Annotated in this window: 22 protein-coding genes and 1 pseudogene; 8 read left to right on the forward strand and 15 right to left on the reverse strand. The window is 68.3% G+C overall.

Annotated features, from left to right (window positions below; genetic code table 11):
* Positions 1-51: 51 nt before the first annotated feature.
* Positions 52-1,443: an AMP-binding protein gene (locus KO481_RS39715; protein WP_215923711.1), complete on the reverse strand. Its 1,392-nt coding sequence runs from the start codon at positions 1,441-1,443 to the stop codon at positions 52-54.
* A gap of 210 nt (positions 1,444-1,653) precedes the next feature.
* On the opposite strand from KO481_RS39715, the gene KO481_RS39720 reads away from it, so the two are divergent.
* On the forward strand, positions 1,654-2,448 hold the full coding sequence (locus KO481_RS39720) for an SDR family NAD(P)-dependent oxidoreductase (protein ID WP_215923712.1): 795 nt from the start codon (positions 1,654-1,656) through the stop codon (positions 2,446-2,448).
* A 44-nt stretch (positions 2,449-2,492) separates the two neighbouring features.
* Here KO481_RS39720 and KO481_RS39725 read toward each other — a convergent pair whose 3' ends face one another.
* The 4 genes from KO481_RS39725 to KO481_RS39740 all read right to left on the reverse strand — a co-directional run bounded on the left by KO481_RS39725 (position 2,493) and on the right by KO481_RS39740 (position 6,649).
* Entirely contained in the window at positions 2,493-3,167 is a 675-nt protein-coding gene (locus KO481_RS39725; protein ID WP_215923713.1) for a Uma2 family endonuclease, read from the reverse strand.
* Between the two features lie 133 nt (positions 3,168-3,300).
* A complete protein-coding gene (locus tag KO481_RS39730; RefSeq protein WP_215923741.1) occupies positions 3,301-4,767 on the reverse strand; it encodes an MFS transporter in 1,467 nt (488 codons plus the stop codon).
* Between the two features lie 159 nt (positions 4,768-4,926).
* Positions 4,927-6,192 (reverse strand): uroporphyrinogen-III C-methyltransferase, encoded by a 1,266-nt coding sequence (gene cobA, locus KO481_RS39735; protein ID WP_215923714.1) that lies wholly within the window; start codon positions 6,190-6,192, stop codon positions 4,927-4,929.
* Between the two features lie 49 nt (positions 6,193-6,241).
* A complete protein-coding gene (locus KO481_RS39740) occupies positions 6,242-6,649 on the reverse strand; it encodes a PPOX class F420-dependent oxidoreductase (RefSeq protein WP_215923715.1) in 408 nt (135 codons plus the stop codon).
* Positions 6,650-6,736: 87 nt separating this feature from the next.
* Between KO481_RS39740 and KO481_RS39745 the strand changes: the two genes are divergently transcribed.
* Complete coding sequence (locus KO481_RS39745; RefSeq protein WP_215923716.1) at positions 6,737-7,696, forward strand: poly(ethylene terephthalate) hydrolase family protein; 960 nt, start codon at positions 6,737-6,739, stop codon at positions 7,694-7,696.
* On the opposite strand, the gene KO481_RS39750 is transcribed toward KO481_RS39745, so the two are convergent.
* Positions 7,697-9,079, reverse strand: a complete 1,383-nt coding sequence (locus KO481_RS39750; RefSeq protein ID WP_245402181.1) for a DoxX family protein — start codon at positions 9,077-9,079, stop codon at positions 7,697-7,699.
* A 315-nt stretch (positions 9,080-9,394) separates the two neighbouring features.
* On the opposite strand from KO481_RS39750, the gene KO481_RS39755 reads away from it, so the two are divergent.
* The 4 genes from KO481_RS39755 to KO481_RS39770 all read left to right on the forward strand — a co-directional run bounded on the left by KO481_RS39755 (position 9,395) and on the right by KO481_RS39770 (position 13,346).
* On the forward strand, positions 9,395-10,537 hold the full coding sequence (locus KO481_RS39755) for a phosphotransferase family protein (protein WP_215923717.1): 1,143 nt from the start codon (positions 9,395-9,397) through the stop codon (positions 10,535-10,537).
* Between the two features lie 6 nt (positions 10,538-10,543).
* Positions 10,544-11,662 carry an Rv3169 family protein gene (locus tag KO481_RS39760; protein WP_215923718.1) on the forward strand — a complete coding sequence of 373 codons (1,119 nt, stop codon included), beginning with the start codon at positions 10,544-10,546 and terminating at the stop codon, positions 11,660-11,662.
* Between the two features lie 129 nt (positions 11,663-11,791).
* Positions 11,792-12,232 (forward strand): hypothetical protein, encoded by a 441-nt coding sequence (locus KO481_RS39765; RefSeq protein ID WP_215923719.1) that lies wholly within the window; start codon positions 11,792-11,794, stop codon positions 12,230-12,232.
* Positions 12,233-12,314: 82 nt separating this feature from the next.
* The gene (locus tag KO481_RS39770; RefSeq protein WP_215923720.1) at positions 12,315-13,346 is read left to right on the forward strand and encodes a DUF2293 domain-containing protein; all 1,032 of its coding nucleotides are present in this window, start codon (positions 12,315-12,317) and stop codon (positions 13,344-13,346) included.
* Position 13,347: 1 nt separating this feature from the next.
* Here KO481_RS39770 and KO481_RS39775 read toward each other — a convergent pair whose 3' ends face one another.
* From KO481_RS39775 to KO481_RS39805, 8 genes and pseudogenes are all read right to left on the reverse strand, one after another.
* A complete protein-coding gene (locus KO481_RS39775) occupies positions 13,348-14,022 on the reverse strand; it encodes a cobalamin biosynthesis protein (RefSeq protein WP_215923721.1) in 675 nt (224 codons plus the stop codon).
* Positions 14,015-15,574, reverse strand: coding sequence for a cobyrinic acid a,c-diamide synthase CobB (locus KO481_RS39780; protein WP_215923743.1), 1,560 nt, complete (start codon positions 15,572-15,574; stop codon positions 14,015-14,017). The genes KO481_RS39775 and KO481_RS39780 overlap by 8 nt, the downstream gene beginning before the upstream one ends.
* A gap of 121 nt (positions 15,575-15,695) precedes the next feature.
* On the reverse strand, positions 15,696-16,310 hold the full coding sequence (gene cobO / locus KO481_RS39785; protein ID WP_215923722.1) for a cob(I)yrinic acid a,c-diamide adenosyltransferase: 615 nt from the start codon (positions 16,308-16,310) through the stop codon (positions 15,696-15,698).
* A 222-nt stretch (positions 16,311-16,532) separates the two neighbouring features.
* Complete coding sequence (locus KO481_RS39790; RefSeq protein ID WP_215923723.1) at positions 16,533-16,868, reverse strand: YnfA family protein; 336 nt, start codon at positions 16,866-16,868, stop codon at positions 16,533-16,535.
* Positions 16,869-17,179: 311 nt separating this feature from the next.
* A complete protein-coding gene (locus KO481_RS43740) occupies positions 17,180-17,332 on the reverse strand; it encodes a MerR family DNA-binding protein (RefSeq protein ID WP_245402182.1) in 153 nt (50 codons plus the stop codon).
* Positions 17,318-17,444 (reverse strand): annotated as a pseudogene (locus tag KO481_RS44970) (MerR family transcriptional regulator); the annotation flags it as partial. The pseudogene KO481_RS44970 and the gene KO481_RS43740, both read right to left, overlap by 15 nt.
* 134 nt (positions 17,445-17,578) lie before the next feature.
* Positions 17,579-18,214 (reverse strand): cation diffusion facilitator family transporter, encoded by a 636-nt coding sequence (locus tag KO481_RS39800; RefSeq protein ID WP_215923724.1) that lies wholly within the window; start codon positions 18,212-18,214, stop codon positions 17,579-17,581.
* 100 nt (positions 18,215-18,314) lie between these two features.
* Positions 18,315-18,695, reverse strand: coding sequence for a hypothetical protein (locus KO481_RS39805; RefSeq protein ID WP_215923725.1), 381 nt, complete (start codon positions 18,693-18,695; stop codon positions 18,315-18,317).
* Between the two features lie 517 nt (positions 18,696-19,212).
* On the opposite strand from KO481_RS39805, the gene KO481_RS39810 reads away from it, so the two are divergent.
* The gene (locus KO481_RS39810; RefSeq protein WP_308166961.1) at positions 19,213-20,238 is read left to right on the forward strand and encodes an NADP-dependent oxidoreductase; all 1,026 of its coding nucleotides are present in this window, start codon (positions 19,213-19,215) and stop codon (positions 20,236-20,238) included.
* Positions 20,239-20,475: 237 nt separating this feature from the next.
* On the opposite strand, the gene KO481_RS39815 is transcribed toward KO481_RS39810, so the two are convergent.
* Positions 20,476-20,940 (reverse strand): DUF6228 family protein, encoded by a 465-nt coding sequence (locus tag KO481_RS39815; RefSeq protein WP_215923727.1) that lies wholly within the window; start codon positions 20,938-20,940, stop codon positions 20,476-20,478.
* A gap of 241 nt (positions 20,941-21,181) precedes the next feature.
* Between KO481_RS39815 and KO481_RS39820 the strand changes: the two genes are divergently transcribed.
* Entirely contained in the window at positions 21,182-21,391 is a 210-nt protein-coding gene (locus KO481_RS39820; protein WP_215923728.1) for a KOW domain-containing RNA-binding protein, read from the forward strand.
* Positions 21,392-21,687 lie beyond the last annotated feature (296 nt).

The following is a 21,687-nucleotide window of genomic DNA, read 5'->3' on the forward strand; positions in this document are numbered from 1 at the left end:
TTCCGGCCCGTCGGCGACCGCTCCGGCGGCAGGCACGTGGGGGCCGTGGCGTTACCGGTGTCCGCCCTCGTTCCCGCTCAGCGCGGCGGTAAGGGCGGGCCGATCGAGTTTCCCGCGCGGTGTGCGCGGCAGGCTGTCGAGGCTCAGGATCCGGACGGGCATGCTCGGCCCGGGCAGTGTGCCCCGGAGCAGCCGCCGAATTTCCGGGACGGTCGGAGCATCGGCGCTCGCGACGATCGCGGCGGCGGGCACCTCGCCCATGCGCGCGTCCGGCACCGCGACGCAGGCCGCCTCCGCGACGCCGGGGATCGCGGCCAGGGCGGTCTCCACGGCGGTGAGGTCCACATTGAACCCGGCCCGGATCAGCATGTCCCCGGCGCGGCCGAAGAGCTGTAGTTCGTTGCCGCGCACCAGCCCCCGGTCCCCCACCGACATCCAGCCGTCGACCGGACCGCCCACGACGCCCGCGGCGGTGAGGTACCCGTCGAACAGCATGTCGCTGCGGACGAAGACCAGCCCGTCGCGGACCTGCGCCTCGACCCCGGCGAACAGCTGCCCCGCCGAATTCTCCAGTTCGGAGCCGAGCCCGCGGTCGAACGAGACGAAACTCAGCTCCGAGGCGCCGTAGAAGTGCACGAGCGAGGCGTTCGGCAGCAGGGCCCGCAGCGCCTCCCGGCCCGAGCGGGGCCAGCGGGCCGCGGACGAGAGCACCTCGCGCACGCTTCCGATCGGCCCCGGCACCGATCGCACGGCGTCCCAGGCCAGCGTCGGCACCGAATACAGGTGTGTCGCACCGCCGTTCAGCGATATCTCGACCGACCGCAGGTCGACGGTCGCGCCCCGGGTCAGGGCATGCAGGGCGCCGTAGAGGAAGTGCGTGTGGTCGAGCACGCCGGGCACCGCGACCCGGTCTCCCACGCCGATGCCGAAGGTAGCGTCGGAGCGATCCAGGGTCGCGGCCCACGATTTCTGGTTGCGCACAAACAATTTCGGTTCACCGGTGGTACCGGAGGTGATGCCGACCAGTAACTCGCCACCGGGTTGCGCAACGCCGAACCTGCCTTCTGATTCGAGGTCCGCGGCGGTGTGTATCGGTCCCTCGAGCCCCATGCGCCGCAGTCGCGGATGCTGGCGCGCCTGCGCGATCACCACGCCGGGCGCGGTAATCCTGAGCATCCGGGCCAGCTGATCCGGCGGCAGATGCCGATGCAGCAGCACCACGCTCACCCCGGCGCGCATGGCCGCCACCACCGCGACAAGCGAGTCGATATCCGAGGTCGGCAGCACCGCAACACGATTCATGCCCAGCAGTCCGGCGGCGGCGCGGGTGACGCGCCCCCAGAATTCGCGATATCCGATCTCGCCGTGCCGCGACACCACCGCGGCCGCCTCCGGATGCGCGGCGACCCGCCGGGCGATGCGCGCGGCCAGTAGCTCGGTCATCCGCTCAAGCCTACCGACGGCGTCGCTGCCGGACAGAACCGGGCCATCGAAGCTCACCCGCGAACGAAGCCATGTTCCACACCGCGCCGACCACCCTCGCACCGAGTCGCCGTGGGCCTAGTAATTCCGGGCTGGAGGCGCGAATTCCTACCCAGGTATGTCGACGACGCTCACATTGGCTGCTAGACGTAGTCCATGCAGACTTCGGGTATGAAACTGAACGGTTCACGGGTGCTGGTCACCGGGGCCACCGGCGGCATCGGCGAGGCGATCGCCGCCGCGTGTGCCGCGGCGGGCGCGAGCGTGATCGTCTCGGGGCGGCGGGCCGAGGCCGTGGCGAAGGCGGCCGCGCAGGTCGGCGGGAAGGCGGTCGTCGCGGACCTCGCCGCGGACGGCGCGGTCCAGTCCCTGCTCGCCGAGGCGGGCGAGGTGGATGTCGTGATCGCCAATGCGGCCCTACCGGGCTCGGGCGATCTGTTCGACTACACCCCCGAACAGATCGATCGGGCGATCACGGTGAATCTGCGTGTGCCGATGTTGTTGACGCGCTTGGCAGGTGAGCAGATGATCGCCCGCGGCCGGGGGCATCTGGTGTTCATCAACTCGCTGTCCGGCAAAACCGCCTCGGGCGGCGCCTCGATCTACAACGCGACGAAGTTCGGCCTCCGCGGATTCACGCTGGCATTGCGCGAGGACCTGCACGACCGGGGCGTCGGAGTGTCCAGCATCTATCCGGGCTTCATCCGGGATGCGGGCATGTTCGCGAAGTCCGGCGCGAGCCTGCCGCGGGGCCTCGGGACCCGCACGCCCAAGGACGTCGCCGATGCGGTGGTGAAAGCGGTGGAAAACAACATCGCCGAACTCGATGTCGCGCCGGCACCCCTGCGGCTGGGCGCCGCCATCGGCCTGGCCCTGCCGAAACTTTCCGTCCGCCTCTCCCGCCGGATGGGCACGGAGATCATGGGCCAACTCGCCGAGGGCCACCGCGTCCGCGACATGCGGTAAACCGCGCGTCCGGCCACGATGGCGGCCGCGGCCAACGTATGCACTCATCCGCGGCCACGCTCGGGGCAGCGGGGACCGGATCGCATGAAGCGGGCGCCATCGCCGACCCGGTAGGCCGCCCGGGCGGAACCCGGGGCGCAGGCGCGGATCCCGGACAGGTCGACGTGCACCGGGTACGGGACCGCGGTGGTGAGGGTTTCGGCGTGAACGCCGGCCGGCGCCGGGTCGTACGCACCGGACTCGTCGTCGAGCCAGTACTGGTAGACGATCGGGCGATCGTCCTGTCCGCGCTCGACGCGCCAGAAGTTGGCGATTCCCGCCGCGGCATAGAGCTGTGGTTTTCGGAACCACTCGTCGCTGTAGGAGATGGTCGACACGATCTCCACCACGAGGGCCACCGACTCGGCGGGCACATACTCCGGCGCGCAGCCGGCCGGTACCCGTGACTCGTCGACGACCACGATATCCGGCCTGGCGACAGTGAATTCATCGGCCAGCAGGCGCCGATCGGCGAATACCGCATACGGCGCGCGGCGCGCCCGCTGCAGCCCGCCTGCCAACGTCTCACGAGTAACCCTGTGCCAGTACCCGATTCGCCCCCGCGCAACGATCCGCCCGGCGATCAACTCCCAGTCGAACGGCAAATCCCGCCTACTGACCTGCTCATAGGTAAACCCTCCGCGAGCACCCCGCGCCCGCTCGACCGGCCTGGTACCCATCGACCCCACCTTCCCCACCGCGGAGGCATCCCCAACCCCCGATCCGCCCCCACGCTAGCCCTCCGCGGCCCGAAACCCCAGCTCATCCCGACATCCGCACCCCGGACATCCATAGCCATCGCCTGGCGAGGCTTCAGGACTGCTGAGCTTCCTTCTCGGCATGCTGCGCCTGAGCCAGCTGTTCGGGCGTGTACCGCAGCGAGATACCGATCATGCCGACGACGATCGAAGCGAGGCCACATAGGAGTAGCACCAGCGTGTAACCGCTACTGAGGGCGGTGATTTCGTGGGGGGTCATATCGGCTGCCTTACCCGTTCGACCGCCCATGGCCAGGGTGCGCGAGGCCGCGACGGGGCTCAGCAGCCCCACCGCGAGTGGAGTACCGAACGCGAAGATCATCTGGCCGATTGCCGACAGCGGCCCGACCTCGGACACCGGCACACCGACGAGAAGGCATTGTGGCGCAACGACGATAACGATGCCGACGCCGAATCCGGCCACCAGCAACAGGATCAGCAGCGTCGGAAAATAGTGCACCGAGCCGTCCAGGGTCGAACCGTACAGTCCGGCCGCCGCGAGCAGTACCGCCGCGGTGCCCAGCAGCCACCGCGGTTTGACCCGCTGCGCGGCCATGGAGGTGACGGCGCTTCCCGCCCCGGCGCCGAGGGTGAACGGAATGGACGCGAGGCCGGCCTCCAGCGGGCTGAACCCGACGACGTTCTGCAGGAACTGGGCCACGAAGTAGGTCATCGCGCCGAGCACACCCGAGCCGAGCAGCAGGGCGACAAAGGTCACCGCACGCTGGGGGTCGCGGAACAGGCCCAGCGGCAGCACCGGGTTCTCGGCAAATCGTTCCGCGGCGACGAACGCGGCCAGCAGCACGAACCCGGCGATCAGGGAGCCCACGATTGCCGGGCTGGTCCAGCCCATCTCGGGCCCCTCGGTCGCGCCGAAGACCAGGCTCGTGCATCCGAGCGTGCCCAGTACCGAGCCGCGCACGTCGAGCGGAATCCGATGATGGTCGGTGTCGCGGAGCGCGAAGACGGCACCGAGCACGATGAGCACGCCGATCGGCACGTTGATCAGGAAGATGAACCGCCAGCTCAACTGGGTCAGCGCCCCGCCGATCACGAGACCACCGACCGACCCGACCGCGACCATCGACCCGAAGATGGCGATCGCCTGGGTTCGCGCCTTCCCGGGCGCATAGGTGCTGACGACCAGCGCCATCGCCGTCGGTGCGGCCATGGCGGCGCCGGCGCCCTGAACGGCGCGCGCGGCAATGAGCATCGCCTCGTCCTGCGCCAGTCCGCAGAACAGCGAGGCCAGCGTGAACACGGAAACACCGATGATCAGCATTCGCTTGCGGCCGAACATGTCCCCGATCCGGCCGCCGAGCAGCATCAGCCCCGCGAAGGTCAGGCCGTACGCCGTGACCGTCCATGCGCTGCCGGAGCTCGACAGCCCCATCTGATGCGGATCCTGCAGCCGCGGTAACGCGAGGATCACGATGGTCCCGTCCAGCACCACCATCAGGTTCAAACCGCTGAGCACCAGGATCGGCAGCCCGAAGGCCCGCTGGGTCACCGGATATTCCATCGTCACAGCGGGATTATCGGGCACAGTGTGCCACTGTAACCGATACCTTCCGTACCAAGAATGCGCCCGCTCCCGGCCATGCTGTCCATTCTCCTCGGCTGCGCACCGCGTTCGATCCGCATCGCGCCCTGTTGCACTCCGGCCTCGACCTCGGCCGAATCACTGCCCGGACGCGGATTCGACAGGAGCGGGGGCGCCGGTGGCGAAACCGGCCGTGGGCCCGATCACAATGATCGCCGGTGGACGAATGCCCTCACCGCGCACGCGCTCGGCGACCGTCGCGAGGTCGGCGCGCAGCACGCGCTGGGTGCGCAGGCTGCCCTCCTGTACGACGGTGACGGGGGTGTCGGCGGGACGGCCGCCCTCGAGCAGGGCGGCGGCGAACTTGTCGATTCGCTCGACCGCCATGAGCAGCACCAGCGTGCCGCGCAGGCGAGCCAGCGCGGGCCAATCCACCAGGGAGTCCGGATGATCGGGTGCGATATGGCCGCTGACCACGACGAATTCATGGGTCACGCCGCGATGCGTGACCGGAATCCCGGCCAGCGCGGGCACCGAGATGGCGCTGGTCACGCCGGGCACCACCGTGACCGGAACACCCGCGGCCACGCACGCCTCGAGTTCCTCGTAGCCGCGGCCGAAGACATAGGGGTCACCGCCCTTGAGCCGGACCACGAACTTGCCCGCCTTCGCGCCCTCGATCAGCGCGGTATTGATGGCCTCCTGCGCCATCGCGCGGCCGTACGGAATCTTCGCGGCGTCGACGACCTCCACCTCGGGCGAGAGCTCGGCGAGCAGCTCGGGCGGCGCGAGACGATCGGCGACAACGAGATTCGCGCGCGCCAGCAACCGCCGCCCGCGCACGGTGATCAGATCCGGATCACCGGGCCCGCCGCCGACGAGCGCCACGCCGGGCGCGGCGGGTTCGGAATCGCCGGTGACCATCCCCGACTGCAGCGCCTCGAGCAGAGCGTTGCGCACGGCGGCCGAGCGGCGGTGCCGTCCCCCGGCGAGCACCCCGAGGGTCATGCCGCCGTAGCGCGCGGTCGCCGGGGTGACGGCGGTGCCGCGCCGGGCGTTGTCCGCGCGCACGCAGAAGATGCGGCGAGTTTCGGCCTCGGCCACCACGGCGGCGTTGGTGTCCGGCTCGTCGGTGCACGCGATCGCGTACCAGGCACCGTCGAGGTCGCCGCCGACATACTCGCGCAGCTCGACGGCGATCTGCCCGGATGCCGCCATTGCCTCGACGGCCGGGGTCACGGTGCGGCTGATCACGCGCACGTCGGCACCCGAGGCGATGAGCAGGCCGAGCCGGCGCTGTGCGACCGTGCCCCCGCCGACGACCACGACTCGGCGATGGGCCAGATCGAGCCCGACCAGATAGTTCGGGTCACCTGTTTGCTGATCGTCCTGCGTGTTCGGCACAATTTTCGAGCCTACGGGCTGCGCAGGCCCGATCCGCAACCGCCCGGACTCAGAGCTGCCCGCGGACCTTGTCGGGGGTGATCCGCACGATCACCCGGTCGGCGTCGTTCACCGAGTTCGGGTTGAACTCGAGATACGGCTTGCCGGTGTACTTCAGCGACAGGCGATCCGGCAGTTCCTTGTCCGGATCCGGCGTGATCGTCACGGTGCCACGGATCTCCGCGTAGGTGAACGGGCTCTCGGGCGGCACGATCATCACCGTGACGCGCGGATCGCGCGCGATGTCGCGGTACTGCTGGCGGCCGACGGTGGTGGAGTACACCAGCTCGTCCCCGTCGCGTTCGATCCAGATCACGGTGAGATGCGGCTGCCCGTCGCGGCTCAGCGTGGCGAGTGTCGCGTACACCGGGGTGTTGTCGATGTGCTTCTTCAGGCCATCGGAGAATTCCACTGTCATATCGGATGCGAACCTGGCCCGCCACCCCGGCATTCCCGAAATTCGAACCCGCGCGGGATATTCCGGCTCGTCACCTAAGCTGCGGGCATGCGAACGTACGCGGTACGACTCGTGACGGTGCTCACCGCCCTGATGTACGCGCTGGTACCCGCCGCCGCAGCCCACGCCGACACTCCCTATCACCCTGCGGGCGCCATCGAGGCGAAATTCTTCCAGCCCGGGCCGTTCGCGGTGAGCTCGCGGTTCGGTTTCGGCTGCTGCGACAGCACCGGCGCGAAGTACGACATCTGGTACCCGGCCGATCTCGGCACGGCTCGCCATCCCATCATCACCTGGGGCAACGGGACGGTCGCGGTACCGCGCCAGTACGACTACCTGCTTGCGCACCTAGCGTCCTGGGGCTTCGTGGTGATCGCGACCGAGAATCAGAGCACCGGGTCGGGCGTCGACATCGCCAGGGCCGCACGGTATCTCATCGATCGCGCGGCCGACCCGGCCAGCATCTTCCACAACCGGCTGGACCCCGACGCGGTCGGCGCGATGGGACATTCCCAGGGCGCAACCGGTGTACTGAACGCGATGGCTCTGTCCGGCGGCCTGATCAAGACGGCGATTCCGATCGAATTGCCCATGCAGGCACTGTGTTTCGCCGGATCGTGTGCCGACCCGGCGAAACTCCGCTCCGGATCTGTCTTCTTCGTCAACGGATCGGGCGACGGATTCATCTCGCCCTCGACGCCGTGGCTGCCGCTGCCCGGGCTGCAATCGAACCGTCAGTACTACGACGCGACCTCCCGCACGGTAACCAAGAGCTGGGGCACGCTGATCGGCCCCAACCACAACGATGTTCAGGGCCGGACCGACTGTTCGGGCGCCTCATCCGGATGCACGACGGGCGTCTACGGCTATCTCGGCTACCCCACCGCCTGGATGATGGGACAGCTGTGGGGCGACATGGCGGCGTGCGCGGCATTCACCCCGGGCTCGGGCGAGTTCTTCCGGCCGAACCTGAACTGGACCAACCAGATCGGCACGGTCGCGCGCTGACTACCGTTCCTGCGGAGCGTTCTGCACCCAGTGAAATCCACCGTGTCGCACGGGAAACGCGTCGGCATCGAACCGCTGCAGCGCGATGGTCACCGCATGCCCGCCCACCTCGCCGGTCAGCGCCGCGCGGTCCGGCGCGGGCTGGGAGAAGGTCAGCGCCCCCAGCGGCTCGGGCCGCTCGGCGATCGTCGCCAGGACGATCCGCCGGCTGCCCGGAGCGACGGTCGCCCGCACGTACTCGATCGTGTCGTCCATACGCTGATAGGCCACGACACCCGGATACTCGAACACCATTCGGCGCCAGCGGGTCTGGTCGGTGACCAGCGGCGGCACGACCTGCCCGTCACGGGTGAACTCCGACACCGTCCAGATGCCGTACAGCGGCGGCTTGATGTGATCGGGGCCGATCTCCTGATAACCCCGCAGGCCGACGTGCACCAGCCCGGCCCCCACCCACACGCCGATGATCACCTGCACCAGCGCGGCGATGCGCCGCGCCCGGACCCCGCGGAAGGGGTATGGAGCCCTCGAGGGCCCCGCCGCGCGTCCCAGTAACACCGAGGCCAGCCGGCGCACCTCGGGCGCCAGCAGCAGCAGGCTCAGCAGCATCAGGTGAAACGACAGAATCTTGACCGGCACGTCGAAGGTCATGTTCAGCACGAAGACCTGCGCCATGTCCACCAGCGCCAGCATCGCCCCGAGCAGGGCGGTGCGGGGAATGAACAGCAGCACACCGGCGGCCATCTCGGCGGCGCCGAGCAGCATCTCGTACGGCGGAGAGGAGCCGACCTGATTCCACAGCACCCCGATCGGGGTGAGATCTCCGTACGGTGTGAGCAGGGTGGTCAGCGCGGGCCTGGGCATCTGGGTCGGAATCAGCTTCGCGAAACCGTAGGACAGCATCTGCCCGGCCAGCAGCAGCCGGACGACCAGCAGAAACCAGCCCGCCAGGCGCCGGTAGGAGGTGCGGCGGCGATCCAGGAGCGTCCACACAGCCGTGGCAACCAGCGCGATCACGAGCAGGCAGCACAGCTGCACCCAGAAGATGGCCTGATCGCCGCTGCCGCTGAAATATGCCCGCGCGCCGACGCCGAAGACCACGCGCCCCACCCACCCGAGCGCGGGTTCGAACAGCCGCTGCATCCACATGCCCGACCGGGGCGACAGTGAGCCGAGGAACCATCCCGCACCCATCAGCGTGATCTGCGAGATCGTCAGGCAGAACAGCCCGAAATAGACGAAGCAGAAGCGGAACGCTATACGAGTGAGCGGATTCCACCCCGCCTCCGGCCCATCTGTGTCCACGCGTACCCCCACCCCACCGCCCCCGTCGGCACTCTCCTGCGCCCCGGGCCGATTCTCCTCCGCCGTAGTTGTTGTCATGTGCACCCCCTATCCGATGAAGCCGCTGACGATTTCACAAGACCGCACCGCCCCGGCCATCCGGACGATGCCATCCTTGATACACCACGCCACCGACATCACCGCCGCATATCCGCACGAACCGCGCCGACGCCTCGATCCCCGGGGCAATCGCGGATCCCGGTGAGCGGAACTGCGCGAAATCGGCACCGGATTCACCACCGGCCATGACTAGAACGCGTTACATTCCCTCCATCGCACCCTCCGGTCACGACGGCGCCGCACCCGTCGGCGACCGGTGGCACGCAGGCACTTCTCACGCTCAGGAGGTCCCACATGGCGACCGAATCCGATCATGATCCCGAACAGGCCTGGCACCTGACCGTCAGCACCCGCGACCTGAACGAAACCGCCGCCCGCCTGGCGAGCTGGCTGGGCACGAAGGTGGACTGCGCGGGGACGGCGAAGGTCACCGGCCTGACCCGCCCGCAGGCCGGGGGCATGTCGTCCACGACGATATTGTTCGATGCGAGCTGGGAGGCCGGCGGCGAGCCCGGCGGCGGATCGTTCGTCGCCCGGATGGCGCCGGAGCCGCAGTCGTTTCCGGCATTCGAAACCTACGACCTGACACGGCAATTCACCATTATGCAGACGGTCGCCGCGCAGGCCGATGTGCCCATACCGGGACTCTGCTGGCTCGAGGAGGACGAATCCGTCCTGGGCGCACCATTTTTCGTGATGCGCCGGGTGGACGGCAGGATTCCGGAGGACAACCCGCCGTACGTCTTCGTCGGGTGGCTGCACGATGCCACCCCACAGGAGCGAATGCAACTGACCCACAACACCATCGAGATCATCGCCAAGATCCACGACATCGCCGAGCCGGTCGCGAAGTTCCCGATGCTGACCACGCCCGGCGCCGAGTCGGCGCTGCGCGCGCACGTGGACGCCGCCCGTGCCTGGTACCACTGGGCCCTGGCCGACGACGGCTATCCGATTCCATTGCTGGAGCGGGCCTTCGAGTGGCTCGAGCAGCACTGGCCCGAGGATCCCGGTCCCGACGTGCTCAGCTGGGGTGATTCGCGCCCGGGCAACATCATCTACCGCGAGTTCGATCCGATCGCGGTGCTGGACTGGGAGATGGCGGCGCTGGGACCGCGCGAGCTCGACGTCGCGTGGGTCATCTTCATCCACCGCTTCTTCCAGGACATCGCCACCCGATTCGGCCAGCCGGGCCTGCCGGACTACCTGCGCCGCGCGGACGTGGTCGAACACTACGAGGCGATCACCGGATACCGCCTGCGGGACCTGGACTTCTACCTCGTCTACGCCGCACTGCGGCACGGGGTGATCATGGCCCGGGTCAAGCGCCGGATGATCCACTTCGGCGAGGACACCGACACCCCGGACCGCGACGACTACGTCATGCACCGCACCTGTCTCGAGCAGTTGCTCGACGGCACCTACGACTGGGAGTGAGAGATCGTGCCCGAATCCACCGGCCCCGTACCCGTTCCGCTCGACGAGTACCCGATCCACCAGACCCCGCTGTCGCTGGCCCGCGTCGCCAGCAGCGACCGGAACTTCTACGACCGCAGCTATTTCAACGCCCACGACCGGACAGGAGGCACCTTCCTGGTGACGGGCATGGGCGTCTATCCGAATCTCGGCGTCACCGACGCCTATGCCTGTGTTCGCCGCGGCAATATCCAACGCGCCGTGCGCTTTTCGACCGAACTGGGCGATCGCGCGCTGGAGCAGCGGGTCGGCGGCTACCGGGTCGAGGTGATCGAACCGCTGCGCCGCCTGCGAATCATCTGCGAGCACGACGATCTCGGCTTCGATCTGACCTGGACCGGTTCGTCCCCCGCCGTGATGGAGCAGCCGCATCTGATCCTGGCGCACAATCGCCCGATCATCGACGCCTCCCGCTTCGCCCAGCTGGGTTCGTGGGAGGGCACCCTCAGTGTCGAGGGCGTCGACCTCGCCGTGGACCCGCAGGTCTGGATGGGCAGCCGGGACCGCTCCTGGGGCATCCGGCCGGTCGGCGAGACCGAACCGGCGGGCCGCGCGGCCGCGCAGGGAGCGGGCGGATTCTGGTGGCTGTACGTGCCGCTGCGGTTCGACGACTTCTCGATCATCGTGATCGTGCAGGAGAATCCGGACGGCTTTCGGACACTCAACGACGCCACCCGCATCTGGGCCGACGGACGGGTGGAGCAGCTCGGCTGGCCCCGGGTGCACATCGAATACCGGTCGGGCACCAGGATTCCCGTCGCGGCGCGGCTGGAAATGACCGCGCCGGACGGCAAACCGGTCGAGGTGGAGGTGAGTCCGCAGACCTTCGTACCGCTGCACGTCGGCTGCGGCTACGGCGGCGATCCCGACTGGCAGCACGGCACCTGGAAAGGAACCGATTGGTCTTCTTCGGTGCGCTACGACCTCACCGACCCCGCTGTCGCGGGGCGCATTCCCTGGGGCGTCATCGACCACGTCGCGCAGGCCCGCTGCGACGACGCCGAGGGCTGGGGCCTGTTCGAGCACGCCAGCCTGGGCCGCCACGATCCGACCGGATTCGCCGACTGGACCTCGGTCGCACCCTGAGCGCGCGCACCCGCCGCCACCGCGTCCCGCCGCGCCTGCGCCGATGTGACCCGGCTCTCGGGTAGCCTGCCAGCGATTACAAGCCCGGACCGCTCGCGTCCGGGACGGCACAGCGAAAGGCGAAGCACCATGAGAGCATCGGTAATCTCGCGTGTCGCGGCCGGAGCCGTGCTCGCGGCGGCCACGGTGACCGCACCGGCACTGCTGACACCGGCGGCATCCGCCGCACCGGAATCGGCCATCTCGGTGTCGATGGCGGGATCGGCCCTCAGCCCGGTCAACACCGGCACCATCGGGTGCCGGCAGACGGCCGTGGCCACGGTGAAGAATCCGGACGGGAGCCCGGTGTCCCAGGGCAACGTCGACTTCTTCAGCCATCTCGCGGGACTGAGCGGCAACCTGGTCGGCACGGCACGGATTTCCAAGGGCACCGCCAGCGTCGTGTGGGCCCCGGACCGCGCGGGCGAGCACGTCATCAGCGCCATCTACTACAACGACGGCGCCGGGGTGCAGCCGGTCGCCGGCTCCGCGGTGATCAGGGTGCTCCCGTTCCCCGGCGTCTGCGTGTAGCCGGCACCCGGTCGCGGGCGGGCGCGCGGTAGCCCGCCCGCGGCACACCTGCCGGCTACCGCCGTGCCCTATCGTCGGGTCCATGCCCAAGCTCCGGACAAGAGTGATCGCGGCCGCGGAAGCGGCACTGGCCCAGCGCAAGTACGTCTCCCCGGTGGACGTGCTGGTCGGACTGGGCTGGTTGCGGTCGGCGCACGTCGAGCAGTGGCGGCAGGGCCGGGCGACATCGCTGCAGCAGCTGGCCGCGGTCGACGCGGGCCGCATGCGCGAGGCGGTGGCGCTGCTCGGCGAGTGGGCCCGCGCGGGCGGCCTCACCCCCAGCGACACCGCCTATATCGCCGGAACCCGCGACCAGGCGCCGCTGTCCTTCGTCACCGGCGGGGACGACGCGGAGTTCCGCATCCATTGGCTCTCACCGAATCTGAGCCCGGCCCGGCGCGAGCAGCTCGTCAAGCGCCAGAACAAGGCCCCCGATCTCATGGTGGTGGAGGCCGCCTCGGAGTGGAGCTGCGCCGAATGTTCGGGCACCGGACCGTATCTCATCATGTCCGACGCCGGAGCGTTGTGCCTGACCTGCGCCGACCTCGATCATCTCGAATTCCTGCCCGCCGGGGACGCGGCGCTGAGCCGCCGCGCCAAGAAGGAGAGCACCCTGGCAGCGGTCGTGGTCAGATTCAATCCCCGCCGTAAACGCCACGAGCGCAAGGGAATTCTGGTCGAGGAGCAGGCCCTTTCCCGAGCCGAGGAGCAGTGCCTGGCCGACGAGGAGGCGCGGCTGCGCCGCCGCGAGCGCGATGCGGTGCGGCGGGCCGATCAGGACGTCGAATTCCAGGCGCGGATGACCGCGGAGATCCGGACGCTGTTCCCGCACTGCCCCGCCGAACGCGCGACCCTGATCGCCGACCATGCGGCCCTGCGCGGCAGCGGCCGGGTAGGCCGCAGCGCCGCGGCGAAGGTACTCGACCGGGAGGCCGTCACGCTGGCGGTGGTCGCCTCGATTCGCCATCTCGACACGGACTACGACCACCTGCTCATGCAGGGCGTCCCGCGCCGCGAGGCGCGCGCGAAGATCCGGCCGACCCTGGATCGGGTACTCGAAGCGTGGCGCGGGTGAGCTAGGCCGAGCCGGGACGCGCGACCGCGATCGTGACGGCATCGATCACGGTCTTCGTAACGACAAGATGCCCTGTGCCATAGCACTTTACGCAGGCCAGCAGTGCGGCTGCCTCGGCGACGCTGGCGGTGGCCAACGCCGCGGCCGTGCGCTGGGCCGGATTCGGCACCTCGACCTCGGCAAGCTCCGCCGGTGAGAAAGCCACTGTCGACGCTCGCAATTCGTGTGCCGCGCGTTGGAACCCCGGCTCGCGCGCGCGCCGATCGACAGTGGCGAGACATCGAACGCCGCTGTCCCCCACGATTTCCCGCACGGCGTGCACGATTGTCTCCCCCGCCGTGCCCGGGCGGCATCCGACGCCCACCACCGGACCCGATATGGCGGACCGATCCCCTGCAAGCCCGGCCCGCACACTCTCGGCCCACGTACCGCCGTCTGGCCCCTCGCCGGTCCGGACGTCACCGCCGCTGCCTGGCCCGCATTCCTCGGCAGCGACACCGTCGTCCGAGCGAAGTTCGCCGCCGGAACCCACCGGAGTGCGCTCGTCGATCACCGCGGGCCGGGTCGGCGCCACCCGTCGGTTCACGAGGCCGGGCCCGAGCACCACAACCCGTGTCCGGGCGTGGTCTGCAACGGGGCCCAGGAGCGCCGACTCCGGCCCGGGGGGCTCATACATCGGTCGGGTCCGCGGCGAACTCGGCGGCCGCAGCGACGAATCGTGCGACCGCCGAGGGATTCCCGGCGGGGTGAGTATGCAGGTAGGACGCGTGCACCCGGTGGACCACAGCCCCCTCGCGGATCGTCTCACCGATGGGTGCACGCCAGGCCCATGCGGGGGTTTCGGGACCGGCGGCGGTCAGGCGAGTGCGGTGGAATTCGTGGCCGCGCACGCGTTCTCCGGACGTCCACAGCGGAGAATTGCTCAGCGCCACCGCATCCCGGTAGCCGAGGGTCAGGCGGGGACCGAATTCTGCCGTGGCGTCCACGACTCCGGCCATCCGATGACCGTCGAGGCTCTTGGCCAGGTACAGCAGCCCCGCGCATTCGGCGTGCACCGGCATACCGGCCAGGCACGCCCGGCGCACGGCGTCGAGCAGTCGCTCGTTCGCGGCCAATTCGGCCGCGTGCTCCTCCGGGAAGCCGCCCGGCAACACCAGACCGGCGGCGCCGGTGGGCAACTCGTCACGGAGCGGATCGAAGACCACCACCCGAGCGCCCGCCGCCGCCAGCAGTTCGCGGTGCTCGGCATAACCGAACGTGAACGCCGCCCCACCCGCCATCGCGATCGCGGGCGCGGGATCAGCGACCCGAACCTCGCCGGCGGTCGCAGGCACGACACTCCCAGCGGCAATCGACCGGCCGAGCCGGGCACCGAATGTTCCTGCGCCGGACCGGCCTCCAGCGGTGCGACCGGATGTAGCCGCCGCTTCGAGGGCAGGCTCACCTGCGGCTGAGGGATCGACGTTCGAAAGCTCATGGGCCGCCGTCAGCTCCGCGACCGGATCCCAGATCGGGCCGCTGTCCCGGGCATCGGCCAGGCGCGCTATCGCCGCCAGATCCACGTGCGCGGCAACGAGTTCGATCATCGCCTCCACCGCCGAACTGGCCGCCGATCCGTGCTCGACAGCCGGTATCAGCCCCAGATGCCGTGAGGGGACTGCCAATTCGCTCATGCGCGGCAGCGCACCCAGCACCGGCAGGCCCACCCGGTCGCAGGCCGCGCGCAGCACCTGCTCGTGCCGTTCGCTGCCGACCCGATTGAGAATCACCCCGCCCAGCCGGATCTCGCTGTCGTAGGTGGCGAATCCGTGCAGCAGAGCGGCCAGGCTCTGGCTGTGCCCGCGGGCGTCCACGACCAGGACGACGGGCGCGCCCAGCAGCGCGGCGATCTGCGCGGTCGAGCCCTCCGCCACGGGTGCGGCCTGGTGCTCGTCGATGCGGCCGTCGAACAGGCCCATCACCCCCTCGACCACCGCCAGATCGCAGCCCTGCGTCCCGTACCGGTACAGCGGCAGTATCCGTTCGGCACCCACCAGGACCGGATCCAGGTTCCGGCCCGGTCGCCCGGCCGCCAGGCCGTGGTATCCGGGATCGATGTAGTCCGGACCCACCTTGAAGGGGGCCACCGCGTGCCCTGCCCGACGCAGCGCTCCGATCAAACCCGTTGCGAGCGTGGTCTTTCCGCTGCCCGATGCGGGGGCCGCGATCACCACCGCGGGGGTGTTCACCACGCGCTCGATTCGCGCGGCTCACACGACCGCCGCTCGGCCACTCCGGCCGGGGACCGCCGCGTCCTGGCGATCACGGCGAGTCCGGTGCGGACGTTCGCGCGGGAGTGGTTCGTGCGGTTCACCATTCGATACCGCGCTGCCCCTTGCGGCCCGCGTCCATCGGATGCTTGGTCTTGGTCATCTCGGTGACCAGGTCGGCGGCGTCGATCAGCGCCTGCGGCGCGTCGCGGCCGGTGATCACCACGTGCTGATTGCCGGGGCGGGTGCGCAGTGTCTCGACCACCTCGTCCAGATCGACCCAGCCCCACTTCAGCGGATAAGTGAATTCGTCGAGCACGTAGAAGCGGTGCTGCTCCGCGGCCAGGCGTCGCGCGATCTCGCGCCAGCCGGACAGCGCCGCGGCCGCGTGATCCTCCTCGCTGCCCTGTTTGCGCGTCCAGGACCAGCCCTCCCCCATCTTGTGCCATTCGACCGCGCCGCCCTCGCCGGTCTCGGCGTGCAGCCGCCCGAGCGCGCGAAAGGCCGCCTCCTCCCCCACTTTCCACTTGGCGCTCTTCACGAATTGGAACACCGCGACGTCGAACCCCTGATTCCAGGCCCGCAGCGCCATCCCGAACGCCGCGGTCGACTTGCCCTTGCCCGGCCCGGTGTGCACCGCGAGCACCGGCTGATTGCGCCGCTGCCGGGTGGTCAGCCCGTCCTCGGGAACCGCCTCGGGAACACCCTTGGGCATCGACTCCGCTCCTTCCGCATATGAACTGCCGACCCACGTTGCCACATCACCGCCGGACCACCATCCCCGCCCCGCGTGGGCACGGCGTCGACCGGTCACGAGGGCCCGCGTCATGGCCGATGACAGGGCCCAGCTCGACATCCGGCATGCCGAGCCCTCGGAACAACCGGCCGGATCAATACCGGCGGCATGAGTGGACGCTGTTGCGCGGCGGAAGGCGGACTATGTACCGCGCGGGGCGTACATGATGATCGCGACGCCGATCAGGCAGATGGCGGCACCGGTGATGTCCCAGCGGTCGGGGCGGAACCCGTCGAGGGCCATACCCCACAGCAGCGAACCGGCGACAAACACGCCACCGTAGGCTGCGAGTATGCGCCCGAAGTTGGCATCGGGTTGCAGGGTGGCGACGAACCCATACAAGCCCAGCGCGACGATTCCGGCCCCGATCCAGGCCGAGCCCCGGTGTTCGCGCACGCCCTGCCAGATCAGCCATGCCCCGCCGATTTCGGCGACAGCGGCCACAGCGAACAACACGATGGAACGCAGCACGGTCATGACCGTGACCCTAGAAGATCATGATCAGCGGGCAGCCGTGCGGGCGCATCCACATCCTGCACCGGTATCGCCAGTGTTCGGCCTCCATGCGTCGTCCCCGCCGCAGCGCGTACCAGCACCGCGCCGAGCCCGATCGGCGCCCACCACCGTCGTCGAGTCGTGTCTGGGTTCAGCAGCCACAGTCGATGCCCTTCGCGGGCGCGGGGTGATGTCTGCAGCGAACGGCAGTGGGCAACAGGGGCTTTCGCTGCACGCAAGCAGGTCATCGCAGCCCGCGGCCAGTGCTGCCCGTAAGGTGTCACGCACGGCCGTCAGCTCCGCAAGCTCGGCGTCGACCTCGGCGAGTTCGGTGAGCGCCCGCGCGTGCAGGCCCGCGTCGGGGCGGCCGTGGCTTCCAGCAGGTCGGCGACTTCCTCCAGGGTGAACCCGAGTCGCTGGGCGGCCTTGATGATCCGCAACGTCATCACCGCTTGCTCGGGATAGAGCCGGTGCCCGCCCAGGGACCGGTTCGGCGAGCAGGCCACGACGCTCGTAATAGCGCAGGGTCTGGATGTTCACCCCCGCCGCCGCGGCGACCTCACCGGTACGCCCGAACGCAGTCGCGTGCGTTCATCCGGCCTCGGATCGTCTCTGCCCGTTGATCTTCGGCTCGTCGCGCCGGCCGGTTCGGCCAGACGGGGGAAGCGACAGTTCCGTACGTTCGGTTCTGGTTAGTGATCGCCGAGGAAGGTCTCTCTCACTTCGCGCAGCGCATAGATAACAAGCACGTACCCGGCCAGCGGATCGGCCCACCACCAGCCGACCAAGCTGTTGAGCACGAGCCCGAGCAGCACCGCCGCAGCGAGCAGACCGTCGATCAGGGTGACCCGGCCTTCGGTGGTCAGGACCGGATTTCCCAGCGCGATCCCCGTGCGCGCTTTGCCTGCGGCCAGGCCGAACATGACCAGCGCCGTGATCGCTGTCCAGGTGATCCCCAGCGGGGAATGCCGAGGATGAAACCCGGTAGCCAAGACCACGGTCGACTGGACCAGGAGATAGACCGCCAACGCGGCGAAGCCGCCGCCGATCAGCCGCAACGCAAGCCGTTGACGTGCCTCGCCGGTGCCCGACAACTCCCAGATCACGACGGCGGAGGCTCCGATCTCGATCAGAGAGTCCAGCCCGAATCCGGCCAGCGCCACCGACTTCGCCGAGATCGCAGCGACGGCGAGAATCACGATGCCAACCACGTTCCAGGCCAGAGTGATGTACTCGAGGAAGAACCCTCGCCGAAGCAGGCTCCCACGAGTCGCGCCATCAATCTCAGTCACCACGGCAGTCTCACACGAACGCACCACATTGCTCATCCTGTTCAAACCCCGCCCGCCTGCCAACGCTGTGCAAGGGCCAGCCGACAGGGAGGGGCTTACACGGCTTCGGGTGGGAAGTCGGGACCCAGTTTGTGTGTCAGCGGAAGCGGTATGTCCCGCGAGGCAACGCCCGTGCCACTTTCCTCTGCAGGCCGCGGAGGATCTGGGCGGTCTCGCCGTCCTGGATCCCGGTGCAGATCGACCACTCCACGCCGGCCCCGAATACATCACTGCTGAAAACGATTTCGGTGGCTACCAGTGTCCGCCGCCAGTCCTTGGCACTCAGCGGCTCGTTCGAGCTGAGCTCTGCAATCAGGCGCTTCGACTGCTGTGACATGTCTTCGGCACTCTCGAAGTCCATCGCGAGCGCGAGCGCGTCAGTGCATTTGGATGGGCCGAACCACTGGACCAGGCCCTGGACCAGCACCCGCCGCTCATCACTCGATAGTTCGATTGCAATCAGCCCGTCGCCCTCCACCTGTACAGGATGCCCTACCGGACTTCGCCATCCGGAACCGATGAGGCTCAGGGTTCGGCCGGCCCGAGCCTGGCCAACTCGACCTCGAAGATGAATGGGTAGCCGCCGAAATAGTTGGTTTGCCAGCGAGTTCGGACAGTGGCGACATTATCAACGATCTTGTCGATTGTGCATCCGACGGAGGCGGAGGCCGGGTAGGGCGAAGCTGGGAGCAGGTCTCCACCTAACGCTCCACAACCCGAACACTTTAACGGTCGAAGGCCCAGCGATTCGGATCGCGCCGGTAGGCGTTCGGCGGGTGAAGACCATGGCTTGACCTACCGATTCCACCAAGTTGTCGGCGATCGGCGCTCCGCGGGCACATCGGAGACCACCGCGCACACCCCCAAGCGTCAGCTCGGGTCGTTCGCTCGGTATGCGGCATAGGATGTGTGCGGCTCCGTTGCGGTGCCCGCGGCAGGTGCGAGACCAGGAAATCCGGATGACAGTGATCGGATAGGCGGGTTAGCTTCGCCGGGTGAATCGCCAATGGTTTCTTGTCAAACGACCGGTAGGCATGGTTGACGACAGTAGCTTCGAGCTCAGGAGCGGCTCTGTACCGACCCCCGGCCCGGATGAGGCACTTGTCAGGGTGGTCTGGCTGGCTTTCGATCCGACTCAGCGGGGCTGGCTCAATGACGGCCCGAACTACATGGATCCAGTGCCACTCGGTGCGGTGATGCGCGCCGGTGGCGTCGGGCAGGTGGTGGCATCCCGCAACGCCGACTACGCAGTGGGAGACTGGGTTTTCGGGATGGTCGGATGGCAGGACTACACGATCGCCTCGGGTCAGGGGCTGCTGGGACTGAATGTCGTTCCGCCAGGCATCGAGCCCAAGGCGATGCTCGGCATCTTCGGCGCGACCGGACTTACCGCTTACTTCGGCATGATCGATATCGGCAGACCCTCGGCCGGGGATACCGTGCTGGTGTCCGGAGCCGCCGGCGCGACCGGGTCCATCGCAGGCCAGATCGCAAAAGCGCTGGGATGCAGGGTGATCGGAATCGCGGGCGGAACCGCCAAGTGCACCTGGGTCACCGAAATCGCCCGGTTCGATGCGTGCATCGACTATAAGGCCGACGACGTCGAGGCGCGGTTGCACGAATTGGCTCCCGATGGTGTCCACGTATTCTTCGACAACGTCGGCGGCGCCATCTTGGACGCTGGACTGGCGAATATCGCCGAGCGAGCCCGAATCGTGGTCTGCGGCAGCATCTCTTCCGGCTACGAGGCGGGCGAACCACCTCCTGGACCACGCAACTACATGCAGCTCGGACTCAAGCGGGCACGGATGGAGGGATTCATCTTTCTGGACTACCTCGACCGATTCCCGGAGGCATTCGGTCGGCTACACGAATGGATGACCCAAGGCCACATCGTGTACGCCGAAGATATCCAGGAGGGCCTCGAACTCGCGCCAGCCATGCTGCGCGGCCTCTTCGAAGGGCGCAACCTCGGCAAACAACTACTCCGCATCGCACCCGACCCACTGTCGAAGCCCTGACCTTGCTTGAACTGACCCACAGTCTCGGCTGCTCGCCGACACGACCGCCGAAAACCATATGGGCGGCGATGATCTCATCACTCCACGCCTTCTGTACGCACGGTAATCGGCACGACCGTGCACTGACGACGTCCGATCGGCGGGCTCAGATGACTCCTGCCCGTTGATCTTCCACGCATCCGCGCTGGCCGGTCCGGTCAGCGCGTAATGCGGCATTAGCGGATGCGTGACTACTGCCTAGTGCTCGTCGGGTAGCAGGAACCGATGGATGGCTGCTGCCAACTGTCGCAACTGCTCACCCGCTTCCAGATAGGTCACGGCCGTCGCCGCCCAGGAAAGGGATTCACTCGACTGACGGCGCAGGCTCCAGTCGAGCCGAACATGTCCCAAGGCCAGGTGCCGCGCCTCGACCCGAAACTCGTGGTCCATACTGTCCCACACCCGAATCCCCTGCCAGCCGGCGAAATCCCGCTCCAACGTGCCGAGAAATCCCGGTAGCGAACGACCGGAGACGTAATCGAGGAGGAGTCCGCGCGTCGAGGCCACCATTCCACCGGCAGACAACTCCACACACACCGCCACGAAGTCATCATCGTATGGAACCGTGCGATGCCACAGCCGCACCCGCGTGCCGACGGAACGGTCCATGACCTCGACCGCTTCATCTCGATCGACCATCTCACTGTCGAATTCGCAGATCACCGTTCGAGACTAGCTACCCGGCTGTCGGCCATATCAGAGCTCGGGGCACGGCGTCCACACCAGCTCGATGCGCGGCCAGCGCGGCCCCTGTTCAGTGCGTGCCGCGGCGGAGACGGCCTCAGGACGTTGAATCCCCTGCGGGCACTGAGCGTTGACTCCATCCGCGCCCAATGCGGCAGATGAGTGTGAGGTTCGCTCGATGCTCATCTGCAGCCGAAGATCGTTGGACTACTGTGGCGTCGTGGGGTTTACCGACTTTTGGCCAGGTGATGTCGTCTACTTCCCGGAGGGGCCGTTCAGCGGTATCTGCGGGGTTGTACGGGAAGTCGACACCCGTAACGCCAAGCTGCGCATCGACTTCGGCGAGGGTCTTGTCCACCGCGAAGGTAACGTGCTGCGGGAACGGCGCCACAGGCTGACTGTGGAATTCGACGAGGTCGAGTTGGCCTAGAAAACCTCATCTGCCGACAGCTGGATGCCTACCAGACCGCTTGCTCGCGAAACGATTGCCCCCGGTACTCGACCCACCACACCGGGAGCGGCGTGAACGAGCGTCCCGCGTGGTCGGTGTCGTTCTCGCCTCCAGCCCAGTGGCCGGTGTATGCCCGGAACGTACGGAAATCGGCTACTTAATACTGGCGGTAGGGCTCGTTCCCGGCCAGGATCGGGTCCAGGTACCCGGCGAGGTCGCTCTCACATCGGCTGCCCACCAGTGGGTTTGGTGTGGCTCTCTCATGGCGTGCGTCC

The organism is Nocardia albiluteola, from assembly GCF_018860155.1.
GTDB lineage: Bacteria > Actinomycetota > Actinomycetes > Mycobacteriales > Mycobacteriaceae > Nocardia > Nocardia albiluteola.